The following is a 17,154-nucleotide window of genomic DNA, read 5'->3' as shown; positions in this document are numbered from 1 at the left end:
GCCAGCGCGCTGGACGAAAGTGTGGCTCAGCGCTTCGCTTGTGCAGCCCGCAGGCCGTTCAAGATCACGATGACTTCGGCGACCTCGTGAACCAATACGACGGCGGCCAAGCCCAGCACGCCGCTGATCGCCAGCGGCATCAACACGATGATGATAGCCAGAGACAGCACGATGTTCTGGTTGATGATCCTGCTGCCTCGGCGGGCGTGTTGCAGTGCCTGAGGGATCAGCCGGAGGTCGTGGCCGGTGAAGGCGACGTCAGCGGACTCGATCGCGGCGTCAGAGCCGGTCGCTCCCATCGCTATACCCACCGTTGCGCCCGCCAGTGCCGGAGCATCGTTGATGCCGTCGCCGATCATGGCCGTCGGTGTCTTGGAGGAGAGTTCGGCGACGATGCTTGCCTTGTCCTCTGGGCGTAGCTCGGCGCGCACATCGTCGATCCCGGCGATCTCAGCCAGCGCCCGGGCGGTGCGAGTGTTGTCGCCGGTGAGCATGCTCACCTTCACGTCGTTAGCGTGCAGGGTCTGCACAGCTTCGGGAACCTCGGGACGCAGCTCGTCGCGGACCCCGATCGCTCCGGCGAGGGTGTCATCGACGGTGACCAGGACGCAGGTCTGACCTTCGGACTCCATGCGCTCAACGTCTGCCTTCAGTGGCCCGGCGTCGATCCACCGGGGGCTGCCCACCAGCACCCGTCGACCTTCGACGGTGCCGCCGATGCCATGACCGGCTTCCTCGCTGATGTCCGAGGCGGCGGGTGCTTCGGGCGCCGCTGCCGCGATCGCCGCGGCGAGGGGGTGCGTCGATTGCTGCTCAACTGCCGCTGCGAAGGAAAGCACCTGGGCCCGATCGAATCCGTCCGCCGGGACCACCCCGGTAACCTCGGGCTGGTTGCGGGTAAGAGTTCCGGTCTTGTCCACCGCCAGGTGACGGATGCCGCCGAGCCGCTCGAACGCAGCGCCGGACTTGATGACCACGCCAAACTGGCTGGCCGCGCCAATCGCGGCCACGACCGTCAGCGGCACGGAGATTGCCAGCGCGCACGGCGACGCTGCGACCAGGACCACCAGCGCGCGGGTGATCCACGTCTCGGGGTCGCCGAGCAGCGAGCCGATCACGCCCACTAGCACCGCCAGGATCATCACCCCGGGCACTAGGGGTCGGGCAATCCGGTCGGCGATCCGGGCGCGGTCGCCCTTTTCCGCCTGTGCCTGCTCGACCAGGTCCACGAGTGTGGTCAGCGAGTTGTCAGTTCCAGCTGCGGTCGTCTCGACCTCCAGCACACCGGCGGAGTTGATCGCTCCCGCGGGCACCTCGTCGCCCGGTGCGACCTCCTCCGGAATGGATTCTCCGGTGATCGCTGAGGTGTCAAGGCTGGAGCGTCCGGAACGAATGATGCCGTCCGTGGCGATCCGCTCCCCGGGGCGTACAAGCATCAGCTCGCCAACTACGAGGTCCTTCGCTGCGACCTCGACCGCCGTGCCGTCGCGCAGCACCGTCGCGGTCTGCGGCACCAACTTCAACAGTGCTCGCAGTCCGCTCTGCGCCCGGTCCATCGCCTTGTCCTCCAGCGCCTCGGCGATCGAGTACAGGAACGCTAGCGCCGCGGCCTCTCCGACGTAACCGAGGATCACCGCGCCGCCCGCGCTGATTGTCATCAGCAAGCCAATGCCGAGCTTGCGCTTCGTGACAAGGTTCCGGGTAGCGCCGGGCGCGAACGTATACGCCCCTAGCAGCAGGCCGACCCAGAACAGTACTGTCGCGGGTGCCTCTAGCCCAGACCAGTCCAGCGCCAGGCCTATGACGAGGGCTATGCCGGAGAAGATCGGCAGTAGCAACTCGGGGTCCTTCCACCATGGCCGATCGAGAGCTTCGATTTCCGTGGCTGGTTCGTGTTCGCATCCACATGCTGAAGTCATGCGTCCACTCCTTTTCCGTCGCAGCCGGGCACCGAGCACTCAGGGTCGATGCACGGGGCATTCTCGTCGACAGCCAACGTCGCGTTCACTAGCGCGTTGAGCGCTGTCGCGAGGTGCGGATCGGCGATTTCGTAGCGTGTCTTGCGGCCCTCCGGCTCGGCGACGACGATGCCGCAGTCACGCAAGCAGGTCAGGTGGTTCGAGACGTTCGAGCGGGTCAAGTCCAGGTCGCGCGAAAGCACAGCCGGGTAGCTCGGGCCGTCGAGTAGGGTCATCAGGATTCTGGAGCGCGTCGGATCCGCCATGGCCCGGCCGAGCCGGTTCATGACATCGAGGCGCGAAGCAATAGTCAGCATGCGCTGAACTATACAGTCAATACTGAACTATTTCAAACGCGCTGAACTGACATTGAAGCGAAGAGTTTGCTACCTGTTCAATCAATGCGTTTTTAGAGGCTTTTTGAGAGGTTAGCGCCCCTCTAGCTAAAAATGGGCGCGTACTGCGGAAATGGGAACAGGGGCAGCGGTGGGTAGTTGAAACGTGCTACTTGGTCTCTTGCTCCGGGTAGCGCACTTTCTTATCCTCGCCGACGACAGCTCCGTCGTTGAACTTCGCTGCACTTAGGGTGGGGCCGTGCTGTGTCATTCCCATGATGTGCTGCACGTTGTCGCCGTGGGCCAGGAGGTGGTCGGCGATGATGCGTCGGTGGCAACGCCACCAGACTGCCTCTGAGCACATGATTACTGTTGGGCATGTCCTGGCTTGTTCCCTGAGCGCTTGGAGTGACTGTGCGAATTCGTCGCCAAGGGCGTGGTCCGCGTAGTTGTGAAAGCTTCGGTTGCGCCAGTTGCCGTTCACCTCGAAGGGGACTGTTTTGGACACGTTGCGCCGCCCGGTGAGCCCTTCGTTTCGGGAGTATTCGATGCCGTGCCCAGGTAAGTGTTGGGCAAGTTGATCGTCGTTGAACCAGGGGTACTTCCTGGAGCCGGGAAGCTTGCGCACGTCCACGACTGCACGCACGCCGGAAGCCTCGAGCATGCCCACGAATTGGTCAAACTCGAGGTTTGAATGGCCGACGGTAAAGATCTTCATGCCTCCGACCCTAGGCGCTTTGAGATAGTGGAGCCGTAACGGGAGGTGAGAGGCCTGGCGGATACAAGGCGGGGTCACGCTCTCCGGTCCGTACGCAGTTGCACCTGCCTTTTGCGGCGTAGATTCTGCTGACTGCCGAGTGTTTCGCAGGCACCGATTGGTTGAATTTCATTGGATCGGACGGGTGCTTTCGGTATCCCGCTTTGCCTGTTTGCGGGTCGAAATCCATGTAGCCCTTGTCAAAGGAGCCGTCTCTGTTGTCGTTGTTGCATCTGTGGTGCTCGCGGCAAAGACCAGTGAGGTTTTCGATATCGGTGTGTCCGCCCTTTATCCAGGCGAGGATATGATGTGCCTCACATTCTGACATAGGGGTGGTGCAGCCGAGCCAGGAGCATACTCCTTGGATGGCGAACATTGCGATTCGCTGTTCGACCGATGCGAGCCGGGTGGTTCTCCCCATCCACAGTGGTACTGAGGTGACGCCGTCCACTTGGAGGAGGAAGTCTGTAGTTCCGTCCATACCGAGGCGTACAAGATCGAAACAGTCGACTTCGATGCCGGTGTTGGTGCCGTAAAGCATGGAAGCATCGCCGTCGGCGAGGTCGTCGAGAGTAAGTGCAATGACCACCGAGGCAGCGCCGCCGTTCGCCTTCTGGTGCGATTGCTCGTGTTGTTTGAAAATGGCGAAGAACTGGTCGAACCGACGTTGCTGCCGGGTGCGGGAGTCCACTTCGTCGTGCATCGCTGCTGGAAGGTTGGAGTTTGGCGCGAGGCCCTTGTCTGTGTGCGCTTTGATCAGGGCGGCATCTCCAGCCGTAGCGTTGATGTAGATGTCTACAGTGCCATCCGATTTGCGACGACCAATGGACATGCCACGATTTTCATACCCGGCATTAGGGTTGGTATGTGGGGCGTGTTTCCGGTTGACGTCGCTGACTGCGCGGCGAACGAACTGCCGGAGGTCTTCGGGGTTGCGACGTAAGCCCTCGGTCATGGCTGCGGAGTAGATGCGGGTGCGTTCGTCCACGCCAGCTTTGAGCAACTTGTCGAGTTCGCGCCGGATGATGTTTTGCTTCTCTGCACTAACCTGGGAAGACGTTCTTCTGGCAGTTGCCTGCTGCTGCTCCACTTCATGGGTGCGAGCGAAAAGCTCCTCGGTGCTTTCCTCGCTGGCCGGGGGAGTGCTAGGTGCTGGCGGCTGGCCGAAGAGGAGTCGGCCGCGTTCAAGGCGGTTGTAGGCTTCGCCCTTTGACAGGTCGAGGCACTGCTGGAGGTACGCGTTGGGGTAGTTAGCGCCGACAATTCGGCCAGCTTCTTCGCGCTCGGCGATGAAGGCGAACGCGGCGTCGATAGTTGCCTTCTTTTTGAATTGCTCCTCGAGGCGTTCCATTTCGTGCCGGATATCACTGAATGTGAGGGCGGAGGGGTCGGCGAAAAGCTCACTTAACGTGCGCAGCGCTGCCGAAATATCGTTGACGCATCGGGTGATTGTGCTGGTCATGCCCCCCTCCTTTCGTGAGTTGCTCTCACCCTATCAACCCCCGCCGACACAGATCGGCACGATTCGAACAAGTGAACGAACTTTCTGGCGGTTTGGTACGTTGAGACGTGGCAGACAATCACTTGAGGGTGGAGGCGCTCGACGAACATGGCAAGCAATGACAGTGATGATCGCTACCGGTACATGGGTCTCGAGATGATTCCGACGCCATGTTGCAAAGCGAAAACCAGTGAGCCTTGCCCAGGGACGGGGTGGATGTGGCGGTTTGGAAACGGTGTCATGGCGCTGAAGTTCAACGATGACAAAGTGCTCACCGGCACTGGATATGGGTTTGATGACTACAAAGATTGGGGCTGAGGAGGCGACCTGCAAGACGTGATCTTAAGCGCTGCCGCCGACGGGCTGAGCCTTCCCGATGCCCTCGAGCGTGTCCGCAAGGCGTTCGGCAACCCCGACGTTATCGTGGACCTGAAAGACATCAACGAGTGAGGTCGTATGTCCCCGGAGAACATTTTGCTGCGCTTGCCGAAGACGCAGGAGCAGGAGATTCGCAAGATTTATGAGGAGCTGGCGCAGCGCGGATTTCCCGTTCAGCAGCGCCCGCACGTGTCAGTGACGTTCGCTCCTCAGATGGCTCGAAAGGTGATCGCCCGAGCAGGGGAACTCCTGCCCCAGTTATTGCCTGCGCGTCTGGACAGGGTAGGCACGGTGGTGTTCGGGACGAAGTCGAAGCAGACGGTGGCGTGGCTGCTGCAGGGCCCGGACGAGCTTGAGCGAGCAGCGCGGGAGCTCAACGAGCTCAATCCCGATGGCCGTGGTGCTCGGTGGATTCCGCACCTAACGATGGGGCTGCGCCTGCCGAAGGCGATCGTAGGGGACCATATCCAGGCACTTGCTGAAGTGACATCGCCACACTTCAGGGCTGTGGATGTGGAGTATGCGGCGCTGTACCAGCCGCGGTATGGCTCCGAGTATCGGTTTGAGGTTTAGGCCTTAGGCTTTAGGGGTGGCAGCCTTGAGGCGTTGGCGTACCAAGTGCGGGTTGGTTCTGGTATATCCGATGGCGATAATTACGAGCGCTGAGGCAGCACCGAGGATGGTTTCCGCACTGCGCGCAAGGAGCATTGGCGCGACGGGGGCAGGTTCGACGGCTTGGATCATCAGCAGGGCGGTCGGGGTGATGAAGCTCGCTGCCAGCGTGTAGTTGCGGGTGACATAGGTTTCTGTCAAGAACTGCAGGATGATGATCCATACCACGAACTGCCATTCCTGCATGTGGTGCGAGAGGAGGAACCCGGCGACGAGAATGCCGGAAAGGGTGCCGAGCATACGTTGCAAGGCACGAAAGTACTGCACGCGGTAGCGGTTGTTGACCAGCGGAACTACCGCAGCGACCATCGCCCAGTAGAAGTGCGACAGCGGGTCAATGAGAGCGACGGAGATGATGCCGATCGTTCCAGCGAGCAGGGGAGCGAGGAAGAATCGCGCTGCCTCTCGCTTCAGCGCCTGCTTATCGACGCCCACTTCCTCCCCTCGCGGTTCACGCACATTGGGACCTTCCCCTATGAGGTGCGATATTCTCCCGAGCCCAAAGCAAAGACCGGCCGTCGCAGCAGCGACTGCTGTAGCGATCAGTGGGTGTGCCGGGTGGGCAAGGGACCCCACCGCGGCGATTGCGAAGAGTACGAAGACGGACCCGGTTGGGCGTGTACCTGACCACAGCGCGATGGTCGCCCACACCGAGGACGCGACGGCAGAGATGAGCATAATGAGCCATTGGTTGGTGTGGGTCCAGGACATCGTCGCGCCAATTGCGATCGCGACCACGATGGCGGTACCAGCAAGGAGCTGGTGGCGTGCCCTATCCTGTCGGGTTTCGTGGCGTCCATAAACACCCGTAAACGCGCCAAAGTTGGCGTAGATGGCAAGGTCGAAGCGGCCGATCCAGAGCAGGAGTAGGAGTGGGATGGCTACTCCGGCGGCTGTGCGGAAGGCAGGGATATGGTCCCGGCGTGCGGGTGCCATCGTGAACATGGCGCGAAAATGGTTCAAAGATCAGCCCTTTCTCCCGGAAGTAACAGAGTTGTTACCTTAGCCCTCTGCCAGCCCTCTGTCACAGAACCCAAAAACGCCAATTGTGTCGGAGGCGGACGTACACTAAGTCCATTCAAATTCTCTTTTGACTGCGAGGGAGTAGCGGACATGGCTGCGACTGAAGGGCATATTCAATCCGCTGGGAAAATCCCGGCACGTCACCTGATGGTCATTATCGGTGCCTTGCTGGTAGAGGTGGCGTTTTCAATAACGCTGACTGGTCTGAGTTTCTTTACACCGGCGGTGCTCGGGGACTTTCCTGGGACCCGTGCAGGTGCGTTCATGATTTATTTCACTTTGTATGGCTTCGCTTCCGCGGCGTCAATGCCGGTGGCTGGCATGCTCATTGACCGAATCAAGGCGCCTGGCTTGTTGGTCCTTGGTGGTCTCATTGCTGCGGGTGGCTTGGTTGTCTTTTCCGCCGCACAATCTCTGTGGTGGTTTTATGCAGCCGGAATCGTCATTGGTATCGGCGTGGGGCTTTCGCTGCAGTACGTCCCGATCGTCGTTATCAATCGCTGGTTTGTGGCTAAACGAGGAACCGTGTTGGGCATCGTCCTGGCGGGAACAGGAGTGGGCGGTGTGATCCTCGGCGTAGTAGTGCCGATCCTGCTGAGGACCGTTGGATGGAGGACCTCGATGGTGATTATGGCCGTCGCAATGGTTGTGCTGACAACGGGACCGGCGTTGTTCCTGATCCGCAGCAATCCTGAGGATCTCGGCCTACGCCCGTACGGTGCGGAGGTGGCACCGGCAGATGAAGTGACCACGAAAACTGGTAACGAGCCGGGAATGACGCAGCGGGAGGCTTTTGGCAGCATCTGGTTCTACGTATTGGCGGCCTCATTGCTGTTGTTGGGCGCGATCTACGGGATGACGCAACACTTCGTGAACTATCTTTCTGGCAAGCCGTGGGGTGTGGAGCTTCGCCCAGAGGAAATTTCAACAATCATTATCACGGCAACGATTTGTCTGATCGTGTTCAAACCGTTTCTTGGCTGGTTCATCGATAAAATCGGCCTGGAGCGGGCCCTGTGGATCGTGCTGCTGATTGCGGCCGGCGCGACCGCGGCGTGGGCATACATGACCACGCTCCTGCCTTACGTGTTCTTCGTGATCTTCATCTTCCTCGGTACTGCAAGCGGCACCGTCGCCCCACCACTGATCGCAGAGCACTCGTTTGGTCAGAAAGAGTTCTCGAAGATTTGGGGCACGCTGGGGATGGCCTACCCAATTGGGCTTTCAATTGGTGCGGCTGTCTGGGGGTGGGTGAAAGACTACTTCGGCTCCTACGGCTACGGCTTTGTCTCTGTGCCGGTGTTCACATTGTTGGTGCTGCTCGGAGTGAGCGCAACGTTCCGCGGTGCCCGCAAGCTTTGGGTGCCGGAAGCGCAGCAGTTGGCCTAGTCGCGCCGGGCAAGGCTATCGGTGGAAACGCCCGTGAGCAGGGCCGTACCGTCTTTCACGGCCACGGTGGGGTCGGAGGTGGCGTCGAAAAGTAAGGGTGCGTTGCTCGCGGCGACGATGACGTTGCCGTACTCGTGGCCGTCGAGCATCGCTGGTGGTGCGACAACCGCGGTGTGGGGGAAGACCTCGAGGAGCCCGGCTATTTCGGCTCGGGTGTTGGGAAGCTGCTGCCTATCGCCGATGTTTGCGATGTAGATGCCTCCCGGGCGCAGTGCCACGGTGCACGCGCGGAAAAACTCGACGGTGGTCAGCGGGCGAGGGGTGGAGGGGCCGCTGAAGACGTCGCGAATGATGACGTCGAGGCTGCGTGGTTGGCAGGCGTGAGTGAACGCGCGTGCTTCTGCACAGCGAATCGTGACAGGCTCGACGTTTTCGTGAAAGGCCCAACGCACGAGCTGCGCAAGCCTGTGGTCGATCTCCACCGCCGTTTGATGGCTTTCGGGGTAGCGGTGCGCGAAATGCGCAGGCAGCGTGCACGCGGCCCCGCCGAGGTGGACTGCGCGGAAATCCGAGGGCACGGTGTCGCCGGGGCGGATGAATCGCGTGATCCACTGCATGTAGTCGAACGTCAGCACCTCCGGCGCACCGAGTACAACGTAGGAGCTGGGGACGCGGTTGAGTTCGAGGGTGTAGCCGCCGTCGCGAAGTTTGTCGGCGATGATGGTCGCTCTGCCGGTGTCTACGGGGAATGTTCCCGTAATGGATTTCTTTGGGGTGCGGGGTTTACGTCGCATTTCATGCTCTACCTTTCAGCGTTTATTCTTACCTGTTATGTACACATTGCGTGAAGCCCGCCCTGAGGACCGCCAGGCGGTCGTGGATGTTTGGGACGAATCTGGCATTACCCAGGAATGGAATGACCCGCCGACTGACTTCGATCTTGCGATGGAAAGCCCTGGTAGTACGGTGCTCGTTGCTGAGTCTGCAGAAGGTGTCGTTGACGGTGCGACTATCGTAGGTTTCGACGGCCACCGCGGGTGGATTCACATGACAGGAGTGCGCCCTAGCGCTCGGGGAGGCGGCGTGGGGCGCTTGCTTTCCGACGGTTGCGTGCAATGGCTGCGCGAACGTAAAGCCCCAGCAGTGCACCTGATGGTGGCAGAAGGCAACGACGCAGGGCGTGCTTTCTGGGAGCACCTCGGCTACTTCAAGATTGAGCCACCTGTGTACATGATTTCCCTGGAAGATTAATCGTTCCAAGACTGGGTGCGCACAAATCTGGTGGAAACCAGTACACCAACGATGACGAGGCTCAACGGCAGAAGCATAGACGTGGACATCGCCTGCGCGAATGGTTGGTGAAGCACGTCGGGGAGCGCTTGGGTGCTCCCGCCGCCGGAAAAGTCGGCAGCCGCCGGCCCGAGTTGGTGCGCAATCTGCTGTGACATCATCGCCGCGATCCCTGCTGAGCCAATGACCGCGCCGAGCTGTCGCACGGTGTTATACACGCTGGAACCCGCCCCGGCCAGGCGGGGATCGAGGTTTCGTGTCGCGATCATGGACAATGGCCCCCACACCATTGAGTTGCCAAACCCGTTGATCACGGAGACCACGAGTAACCACATTGGGGAGACACTCGGGTCGGTAATGAAGGCCGCGGCACCAATCGCGACCGCGACGAGCGAGAGCCCTGCGATCGCGAACGGCTTGGGCTGATGCGTGTTGGTGAGCTTGCCGACCCAAGGCGAGAAGCATCCAGAAATCAATCCCGCGGGAAGCAGGAGCAACGCTGCTTGGGTTGGCGAGTAGTGTTGCACGTTTTGCACGTAGATCATCCACGGAATGACGTAGGTGGAGATTGCAAACCCAACCGTAGAAATTGCTACGCAGGCGAGGGAAAAGTTTCGGTCAGAAAACAGCTCCAACGGCACCAATGGATCCCGGGTGGTTTTTGTTTGCCACCATACGAAGAGCGACAGCAACACGGCGCCGGTGCAAATGAGTGCAACGATGGCGAAGCTCCACGAAAATGTCTGTCCTTCCTGGATGCCGAACACCAGGCAGAACATGCCCGAAGCCGACAGAGCGACGCCAACCCAGTCAAATGTCCGTGCATTCTGCTCGAGCTTCGGCACGAAGACCCACGCCAATGCGATGCCAACAATGCCCACCGGGACGTTGATGATGAAGATCCACGCCCAGCCCCAGGCGTCCACGAGGAGACCGCCGAGCAGCGGCCCAACGATTGTCGCTACCCCTGCCGTTGCGCCCCAGACGCCCATGGCGCCACCCCGCTGCTGCGGTGCGAACGTGCGCAGCATCACCGACATCGTCTGCGGTGTCACTAGGGCACCGCCAAAGCCCTGCACAGCCCGGGCAAGAATCAGTGCCTCGATCGAGGTTGCCAAGCCGCACGCCAGCGAGGCGACCGTGAACAGGCTCAAGCCACACAGGTAGACAGTTCGTGGTCCCACCCTGTCACCGAGCCGCCCCGTAATCAGCAGCGGCACCGCGTACGCCAGCAAGTACGAACTGTTCACCCAGATAATCTGGCTGTAGGTGGCGTTAAACGCGGTGGAAATCGCAGGAATAGCGACGGCAACGATCGTCGAGTCCACCAGAATCACGAAAAACCCGACCATCATCGACCACAACGCCGCCCAGGGCCCTGTGCTGCGGGAAGTCTCCATCGCACTGACTCTACCGGGTGGTCGCCAGTGGCGAAAGAGCATAGGGGCATATGATGGCACCTATGAGCGACATACATTCGACAGAAGTCTCCCAGAACGTCATCCTGCCGCAGTCAAAAGACGCAATCTTTTTGACGTTGACCATCGCGCCGGGTCATGAGGGGGAGGTGGTGGACATCATCGGTGGCCTCGCGGGGCTCGTCAACGGCGTCGGCTTCCGCTGGCCCGAGGCTCACTTGAGCGCAGTGCTCGGCATCGGTGCCAAGATGTGGGATCGCCTCTTCACCGTGGAAAAGCCTGAGGGCCTCCATGAGTTCGTTGAACTGCAAGGAGAGAAGCACCACGCGCCGTCGACACCGGGCGACCTGTTCTTCCACATTCGTGCCGACGAATACGACGTCGCCTTCGAACTTGCGCGCCGCATCACGAAACAGCTCGGCGACGCCATCGAAGACTTCGATGAGACGCACGCCTTCCAGTACCAGGACTTCCGCGACCCACTCGGGTTTGTCGACGGCACCGAGTCCCCGCGTGGCCAAGACGGCATCGCAACGGCGATTATCCGCGAAGGAAAGTGGGCGGGTGGCAGCCACATCGTGCTGCAAAAGTACGTCCACGATCTGAAAGCCTGGGACGATTTACCCGTCGAGGAGCAGGAGCGTGTCATCGGCCGAACGAAGCACGAAGACATCGAGTTCGACGACGACGCGAAACCGGCCAACAGTCACGTTGCTGTGAACTCGATCGAAGATGAAGACGGCGAATCGTTGGAGATCGTCCGCAACAACCTCACCTTCGGTGACGCAGCCGGCCAGCAGGGCACATTCTTTATGAGCTACGCGAAGGACGTCGCCATCACCGAGCGGATGCTGCGCCGCATGTTCATCGGAGAGCCAGTTGGCAACTATGACAGAATCCTCGACTTTTCCACGGCACTCACCGGGTGCAACTTCTTTGCCCCGCCGAAGGCATTCATGGAAAACGTCGAGGATTACGTGAGGGACGAGCTGCGCTAGCCCACGAGTTGCTGCAGCTGCGGTGGCAGGTACTGGCGGATGGTGGGCCACGTCACCGCAGCGATTAAGCCCAGCCCGGCGAGCACACCAACCGTGATGAGCGCCGCCTTCGTCTTGGAACTGCCCTCCGAGGACATCAGGTTATCTTCGGCGTCCATGTCATCGGTCTGCGGTGGGTTTGGTGTGACGTTGACGTCGACATCGTTTTGGTCGTGCGGGCGCATCGCTTCAGGGTCAATACCGAAGAACGTGTCCAGGCCCTTGACGTTGAACTGCGTCGACATGTAGCGTTCGTTGGTGTTCGTGTTCCACTGCGAAATGACGACGTCGAGGTTCGCGATCGTGGAACCCGGTACGATGTACCCACCGTAAGGTTGGGAGAAATTCATCGGCGTCTGCTGAAAGTCCCAGTAGCCATTCTTGGCGATTGTCGCGACAGGCACGTCGTTCCAGCTTTGTGGCAGCGTATCCGAAATGCGGACCTCGACGGCGAGCGTGGCCTCGTTGAACATCACGAACACCCAGTGGTTGTCGATGTATCGCAGGTTCATCTCGCCGGCCTTGATCTTGTTACCGTGCAGGATCGCGCCAGCTTCGTTGCCCCACTCGCCGGTGTTCGGATTAAACAGTTCCCAACTTGGCTGGTCGCCGATCTGGTCCTCGGTGAACCGAGCCAGGTACACCGGGTGCTCGCGCTGGAAGCCGGACATCACTGCGTAGATGTAGCCGTCTGGCCCTTTTTCCCAAGAGATGAGCTGGCCAAGGCCATTGAGGTAGTAGTTAGGGGTGCGCCCGATGCTCTTCCAGGTTTTCCCCTCGTCTGTGGACTTCCATGTCTGTGTCTCGAGCACATTGCCGATGCCACGGTTCCACATGCCCTGCATGTACAGCGTTCCGTTGATGTTGATCACGTCGGACGGGATGAGGGTCAGGTTGTCGCCTTCTTTCCGGTAGTAGTTGATCAGGCCGTATGCGTCACGGTGCCCCTTGAGCGGGCGAAGGATTTCGATCTGTCCGTTATTCATTCGCGCAACCACGCCAATGGGGCTGATCCAGTCGCCTTCCCCAAACTTTTTGCCGCGGAATGAGTCGCCGAAGATCATCGCGAACTCATCACCGTTGAGCGGGGTCATCGTACCTAGATCGCCAGCCCCGATACCGACGTGCGCGGCCCACGGGCCGAGCACATCACCCATGATTTGGACGACGGTGCCATCTGGCATCTTCATCGGTTTTTGCTTTGGCTTCGATGGAAGGTCTTCGGGTCCATTAGGACGGACAGTAGGCCACGCGGGCAAAATCGAGTTGGTTTGCGCCTGCGCGCAGGGAACCGAAATCCCCGTCGCAGCAAGAGCAAGAGTAGTGGCACAGGCGATAATTCGGGTCAAAGGCGGCAAAGGCATGGGGCTCCTGGGATGAAACGTCGTGAGGCAAAATATTCGACGTCCCCTTTCACCGCAGCAGGCTGTGGGGAAGTGGACGTCGATAATTATTGGGCGAATATTGGGTTAGTTCGAAGAATCGTTGCGCTGACCAAGACCCGAGTCCAGGCGCAGCAGTCCAGAACCATCATTGCCGACAAGTGTCAGCTGGTCAACAATCTCGGAAACCGTTGCCTCTTCGCCGATCTGCTCGTCGAGGAACCACGTGATGAGGGAGCGGGAATCGAAGTCCTTGACCTCATCGGCGATGCCAGCGATGTTTCGAATCATCGCGGAGACCTTGCGCTCGTGCTCCAGCGCTGCCTTGAACGCTGCGAGCGGGGAATCGATCGATGGAGCGTCGAGTGCGACGGTGTGCAAGGTGACGTCGTGACCCCGGTCGATGAGGTGCGTTGCGAACTTCTCCGCGTGGTCGCACTCTTCGTGTGCCTGCTCTGCAAACCAAGAGGCGAAGCCCGGGAAAGACTGTGCCTCCATGGTGTAGGCGAGCTGGCGGTACAGCAGTGCCGCCTGGTATTCCGCAGTGACCTGCTCGTTCATTGCATCTTGCAATTTCTTGTCCATAGTCAAGCTCCTTTGAAGGTGTAGTTGAAAACTGATGTTACGGCGCTATTTTACGCCTGCGAGGCAAAAATGCATCAAAAGTAAGGGTATCCTAATCAATGACCTGGGGGTATGTCGATGGGGAACCTTCGCAAAATGGGCTATCCTTGCCGGTATGTCTCGTTTTAGTCCCTTAAATTGGCCGGTTGTGCGCCAGATACGCGGTGGTGACGCCTTCGCCCGAGGCGAAAACACCGAATCTGCGCGCAGCCAAGAAATGGAAGGCCGCATTGTAGAAGCGGATCGCGTTGTCAAGAGCGTGTGTCCGTACTGCGCTGTTGGCTGTGGCCAGCGCGTATATGTAAAAGACAATAAGGTCATTCAAATTGAAGGCGACCCGGATTCTCCGCACTCACGCGGACGCCTGTGCCCGAAGGGTGCAGCTTCCGAGCAGCTCGTCAACGCGGAAAACCGCGTGACCGACATTCTGTACCGAGCACCGCGCTCCAAGGAATGGGTCAAACTTGACCGAGAAACCGCCATGGAGATGGTCGTCGACCGCTTCTTGGAAGCTCGTGAAAACGGCTGGCAGGATTTTGACGACAAGGGGCGCCCAGTGCGTCGAACCATGGGCATCGCAGGCCTGGGCGGCGCCGCGATGGACAATGAGGAAAACTACCTGATTAAGAAGCTGTGGACTGCAGCGGGCGCGGTGCAGGTAGAAAACCAAGCTCGTATATGACACTCTTCCACGGTTCCCAGTTTGGGATCCTCGTTTGGACGCGGTGGAGCGACCCAGCCACTGCAGGACATGGCGAATGCGGACTGCATTGTCATCCAAGGGTCAAACATGGCCGAAGCGCACCCAGTTGGGTTCCAGTGGGTCATGGAGGCGAAGGCGCGTGGCGCACGAATCATCCACGTCGACCCTCGATTCACGCGTACGTCGGCGATGGCACATAAGCACATCCCGATTCGTGGTGGTACCGACATTATTCTGTTGGGTGCTGTCATCAACTACGTGCTGGAAAACAATCTGTACTTCGAGGAGTACGTCAAGGCATTCACCAACGCTTCGACGTTGATCAGTGAAGACTTCCAGGATACGGAGGACCTTGAGGGTCTGTTCTCTGGATACGACCCTGAAACGGGTGGCTACTCCAACGATTCGTGGCAGGCGCGTAAGAAGTGGGATGCGCAGACTTCGTGGGACGTTGAGAAGGATGAAACCCTTCAGGATCCGCGAACAGTCTTCCAGATTTTGAAGCGCCACTACTCCCGCTACACCCCGCAGGTTGTTGCTGAGTCGTGTGGTATTTCCGAGGAGGACTTCTACTTCCTCGCGAACTCGATTGCGGAGAACTCTGGCCGCGATCGCACCACCTGCTTCGCGTACGCGCTTGGCTGGACTCAGCACACGTTGGGCGCACAGTTCATCCGTACGTGTGCGATCCTGCAGACGCTGATGGGCAACATCGGCCGTCCGGGTTCGGGCATCATGGCGCTGCGTGGCCACGCATCGATCCAGGGCTCCACGGACGTGCCGACGCTGTTCCACATCCTGCCTGGCTACCTGCCGATGCCTCAGTCCACGCACCAGACGTGGGACGAGTACTTGGCTGCAGTGTCGAAGCGTGATCAGAAGGGCTTCTGGCAGACCGGCGACACCTTCGCTGTGTCGTTGATGAAGGCCTACTGGGGTGACGCCGCAACCGAGGAGAACAACTGGGGCATGGACCTCATGCCAAGGTTGACTGGTGCGCACTCGACGTACCACACGCTGCAGCTGATGAACCAGGGGCTTGTCGACGGCTACTTCGTCTTCGGCCAGAACCCTGCGGTTGCGCAGTCGAACGGTCGCATTCAGCGCATGGCGCTGACCAAGCTGAAGTGGCTCGTCGTACGTGATTTCTCTGAAATCGAAACGGCAACGTTCTGGAAGGACTCTCCAGAGGTGCAGTCCGGTGAGATTTCGCCGGAGGAGATCGACACTGAGGTGTTCCTCTTCCCAGCTGCGAACCACGTTGAGAAGGCAGGTACGTTTACCCAGACCTCGCGCGTGCTGCAGTGGCGCTACAAGGCCAAGGATGCGCCGGGCGATGCCGAGAGTGACCTCGAGTTCTTCTACGACTTGGGACTTCGCTTGAAGGAGCGAGTCAAGGACTCGACCGACCCGCGCGACGTGCCGTTGCAGAAGATCACCTGGGACTACGAGTGCGATGAGCACGGTGAGATTCTGCCGGAGTCGGTGCTGAAGGAGATCAACGGCTACTATCTCGACGGTCCTCGCAAGGGACAGCTTGTAGACAAGTTTGCGGATCTCAAGGCTGACGGCTCAACCTCCTCTGGTTGCTGGATTTACTGTGGTGTGTACGCTGACGACGTCAACCGTTCGGCGAACAAGCGCCCAGGCCAGGAGCAGAACGCGATGGCGTTGGAGTGGGGCTGGGCATGGCCAATGAACCGTCGCGTGCTCTACAACCGTGCTTCTGCGGATCCGGACGGCAAGCCATGGTCGGAGCGCAAGAAGCTGGTCTGGTGGAACGAGGACAAGGAGCTGTGGGAGTCCGACGATGTTGTGGACTTCCCGGTCAACCGCGCACCTGGGTTTAAGCCAGAGCGCGACGCGGTCGGTCCTGCAGCGCTTGCAGGCGATGATGCGTTCATCATGCAGGCGGACGGCAAGGCCTGGCTGTTCGCGCCAACCGGAATGGTTGACGGCCCGATGCCGACGCACTACGAACCACAGGAGTCCCCGTTTGCGAACCCGCTGTACAAGCAGCAGCAGTCGCCGTCGCGAATTGTGATGCGTGGGGAGGACAACCTCTCGGCGCCGAACTTTGGCGAGCCGGGTGTTGGCGTGTACCCGTACATGCTGAACACTTACCGTCTGACGGAGGCGTACACCTCTGGTTCGATGACGAGAAGCTTGCCGTTCTTGGCGGAGTTGCAGCCGGAGCTGTTCTGTGAGGTCTCGCACAAGCTGGCCGAAGCGGTCGGGCTCAAGAATGGTGACTGGGCGACGATCATCTCGCCGCGCAACGCCATCGAGGCGCGAGTGCTGGTCACGGAGCGCATGAAGACCCTGGTCATCGACGGTCATGAGTTCCAACAGATCGGTATGCCGTATCACTTCGGCGCAGGTTCCTACGCCGAGGTCGAAGGCGATGGACCGAACGACCTTTTGGGCATCATGCTGGACCCGAACGTCAACATCCAGGCGTCGAAGGTTTCCGCGGTTGATATCCGGCCGGGCCGACGCCCGCGCGGCGAGGACCGCATGAAGCTGGTGCGTGAGTACCAGCGCCGTGCGCGCCTGACGGAGGACACCGGTACCAAGCTGACCGACGAGTCGAAAGACGTCATCGTTGGTGAGCAGCTCGGTGACACAGAGGCGGCGAAGTACGACTCGACGAAGAAGAATATGGCGAACGGGGAAGGATAGGTTTT

General features: G+C 59.9%; 15 protein-coding genes. 6 read left to right on the top strand and 9 right to left on the bottom strand.

All coding sequences use genetic code 11. The features are described from left to right. Nucleotides 1–26: 26 nt before the first annotated feature. From KBX13_RS05755 to KBX13_RS05740, 4 genes are all read right to left on the bottom strand, one after another. Complete coding sequence (locus tag KBX13_RS05755) at nt 27–1,919, bottom strand: cation-translocating P-type ATPase (RefSeq protein ID WP_256021212.1); 1,893 nt, start codon at nt 1,917–1,919, stop codon at nt 27–29. Further along, entirely contained in the window at nt 1,916–2,275 is a 360-nt protein-coding gene (locus KBX13_RS05750) for a helix-turn-helix transcriptional regulator (RefSeq protein ID WP_046646453.1), read from the bottom strand. The genes KBX13_RS05755 and KBX13_RS05750 overlap by 4 nt, the downstream gene beginning before the upstream one ends. Nucleotides 2,276–2,462: 187 nt before the next feature. Further along, nucleotides 2,463–3,011 carry a DUF488 family protein gene (locus tag KBX13_RS05745; protein WP_256021210.1) on the bottom strand — a complete coding sequence of 183 codons (549 nt, stop codon included), beginning with the start codon at nt 3,009–3,011 and terminating at the stop codon, nt 2,463–2,465. Between the two features lie 10 nt (nt 3,012–3,021). Continuing rightward, nucleotides 3,022–4,512, bottom strand: coding sequence for an HNH endonuclease signature motif containing protein (locus tag KBX13_RS05740; RefSeq protein WP_256021208.1), 1,491 nt, complete (start codon nt 4,510–4,512; stop codon nt 3,022–3,024). Nucleotides 4,513–4,659: 147 nt separating this feature from the next. On the opposite strand from KBX13_RS05740, the gene KBX13_RS05735 reads away from it, so the two are divergent. Both KBX13_RS05735 and KBX13_RS05730 read left to right on the top strand, forming a co-directional pair. After that, a complete protein-coding gene (locus KBX13_RS05735; RefSeq protein ID WP_256021206.1) occupies nt 4,660–4,869 on the top strand; it encodes a hypothetical protein in 210 nt (69 codons plus the stop codon). A 138-nt stretch (nt 4,870–5,007) separates the two neighbouring features. After that, the gene (locus KBX13_RS05730; protein ID WP_256021205.1) at nt 5,008–5,502 is read left to right on the top strand and encodes a 2'-5' RNA ligase family protein; all 495 of its coding nucleotides are present in this window, start codon (nt 5,008–5,010) and stop codon (nt 5,500–5,502) included. 3 nt (nt 5,503–5,505) lie between these two features. Here KBX13_RS05730 and KBX13_RS05725 read toward each other — a convergent pair whose 3' ends face one another. Beyond that, the gene (locus KBX13_RS05725) at nt 5,506–6,564 is read right to left on the bottom strand and encodes an FUSC family protein (protein ID WP_256021203.1); all 1,059 of its coding nucleotides are present in this window, start codon (nt 6,562–6,564) and stop codon (nt 5,506–5,508) included. Nucleotides 6,565–6,714: 150 nt separating this feature from the next. Between KBX13_RS05725 and KBX13_RS05720 the strand changes: the two genes are divergently transcribed. Beyond that, on the top strand, nt 6,715–8,013 hold the full coding sequence (locus KBX13_RS05720) for a nitrate/nitrite transporter (RefSeq protein WP_256006421.1): 1,299 nt from the start codon (nt 6,715–6,717) through the stop codon (nt 8,011–8,013). Here KBX13_RS05720 and KBX13_RS05715 read toward each other — a convergent pair. Then, nucleotides 8,010–8,807 (bottom strand): spermidine synthase, encoded by a 798-nt coding sequence (locus KBX13_RS05715; RefSeq protein ID WP_256021201.1) that lies wholly within the window; start codon nt 8,805–8,807, stop codon nt 8,010–8,012. The genes KBX13_RS05720 and KBX13_RS05715 overlap by 4 nt on opposite strands. Nucleotides 8,808–8,844: 37 nt before the next feature. On the opposite strand from KBX13_RS05715, the gene KBX13_RS05710 reads away from it, so the two are divergent. Continuing rightward, on the top strand, nt 8,845–9,264 hold the full coding sequence (locus KBX13_RS05710; RefSeq protein WP_071573323.1) for a GNAT family N-acetyltransferase: 420 nt from the start codon (nt 8,845–8,847) through the stop codon (nt 9,262–9,264). On the opposite strand, the gene KBX13_RS05705 is transcribed toward KBX13_RS05710, so the two are convergent. Further along, nucleotides 9,261–10,703, bottom strand: a complete 1,443-nt coding sequence (locus KBX13_RS05705) for a DHA2 family efflux MFS transporter permease subunit (RefSeq protein WP_256021199.1) — start codon at nt 10,701–10,703, stop codon at nt 9,261–9,263. The two genes, KBX13_RS05710 and KBX13_RS05705, sit on opposite strands and share 4 nt — an antisense overlap. A gap of 62 nt (nt 10,704–10,765) precedes the next feature. Between KBX13_RS05705 and KBX13_RS05700 the strand changes: the two genes are divergently transcribed. Next, complete coding sequence (locus KBX13_RS05700; protein WP_256021197.1) at nt 10,766–11,719, top strand: Dyp-type peroxidase; 954 nt, start codon at nt 10,766–10,768, stop codon at nt 11,717–11,719. Here KBX13_RS05700 and KBX13_RS05695 read toward each other — a convergent pair. Both KBX13_RS05695 and KBX13_RS05690 read right to left on the bottom strand, forming a co-directional pair. Beyond that, nucleotides 11,716–12,948, bottom strand: a complete 1,233-nt coding sequence (locus KBX13_RS05695) for a DUF4185 domain-containing protein (protein WP_256021195.1) — start codon at nt 12,946–12,948, stop codon at nt 11,716–11,718. The two genes, KBX13_RS05700 and KBX13_RS05695, sit on opposite strands and share 4 nt — an antisense overlap. A gap of 279 nt (nt 12,949–13,227) precedes the next feature. Further along, complete coding sequence (locus tag KBX13_RS05690; protein ID WP_256021194.1) at nt 13,228–13,725, bottom strand: ferritin; 498 nt, start codon at nt 13,723–13,725, stop codon at nt 13,228–13,230. A 154-nt stretch (nt 13,726–13,879) separates the two neighbouring features. Here KBX13_RS05690 and fdnG point away from each other — a divergent pair, with 154 nt between their 5' ends. After that, the gene (fdnG, locus tag KBX13_RS05685; protein WP_205634829.1) at nt 13,880–17,149 is read left to right on the top strand and encodes a formate dehydrogenase-N subunit alpha; all 3,270 of its coding nucleotides are present in this window, start codon (nt 13,880–13,882) and stop codon (nt 17,147–17,149) included. The last annotated feature ends 5 nt before the right edge of the window (nt 17,150–17,154 follow it).

It is taken from the genome of Corynebacterium sp. CCUG 51687, from assembly GCF_024453995.1.
Classification (GTDB): domain Bacteria; phylum Actinomycetota; class Actinomycetes; order Mycobacteriales; family Mycobacteriaceae; genus Corynebacterium; species Corynebacterium pseudogenitalium.
Note: the sequence above shows the minus strand (reverse complement) of the source record. Positions and strands in the feature narration are given on the sequence as shown.

Bases quoted from the DNA above. Each gene is read 5' to 3' on its own strand.
- KBX13_RS05755 (WP_256021212.1), bottom strand. From the start codon at position 1,919: ATGACTTCAGCATGTGGATGCGAACACGAACCAGCCACGGAAATCGAA.
- KBX13_RS05750 (WP_046646453.1), bottom strand. From the start codon at position 2,275: ATGCTGACTATTGCTTCGCGCCTCGATGTCATGAACCGGCTCGGCCGG.
- KBX13_RS05745 (WP_256021210.1), bottom strand. From the start codon at position 3,011: ATGAAGATCTTTACCGTCGGCCATTCAAACCTCGAGTTTGACCAATTC.
- KBX13_RS05740 (WP_256021208.1), bottom strand. From the start codon at position 4,512: ATGACCAGCACAATCACCCGATGCGTCAACGATATTTCGGCAGCGCTG.
- KBX13_RS05735 (WP_256021206.1), top strand. From the start codon at position 4,660: ATGGCAAGCAATGACAGTGATGATCGCTACCGGTACATGGGTCTCGAG.
- KBX13_RS05730 (WP_256021205.1), top strand. From the start codon at position 5,008: ATGTCCCCGGAGAACATTTTGCTGCGCTTGCCGAAGACGCAGGAGCAG.
- KBX13_RS05720 (WP_256006421.1), top strand. From the start codon at position 6,715: ATGGCTGCGACTGAAGGGCATATTCAATCCGCTGGGAAAATCCCGGCA.
- KBX13_RS05715 (WP_256021201.1), bottom strand. From the start codon at position 8,807: ATGCGACGTAAACCCCGCACCCCAAAGAAATCCATTACGGGAACATTC.
- KBX13_RS05710 (WP_071573323.1), top strand. From the start codon at position 8,845: ATGTACACATTGCGTGAAGCCCGCCCTGAGGACCGCCAGGCGGTCGTG.
- KBX13_RS05705 (WP_256021199.1), bottom strand. From the start codon at position 10,703: ATGGAGACTTCCCGCAGCACAGGGCCCTGGGCGGCGTTGTGGTCGATG.
- KBX13_RS05700 (WP_256021197.1), top strand. From the start codon at position 10,766: ATGAGCGACATACATTCGACAGAAGTCTCCCAGAACGTCATCCTGCCG.
- KBX13_RS05695 (WP_256021195.1), bottom strand. From the start codon at position 12,948: ATGAAGATGCCAGATGGCACCGTCGTCCAAATCATGGGTGATGTGCTC.
- KBX13_RS05690 (WP_256021194.1), bottom strand. From the start codon at position 13,725: ATGGACAAGAAATTGCAAGATGCAATGAACGAGCAGGTCACTGCGGAA.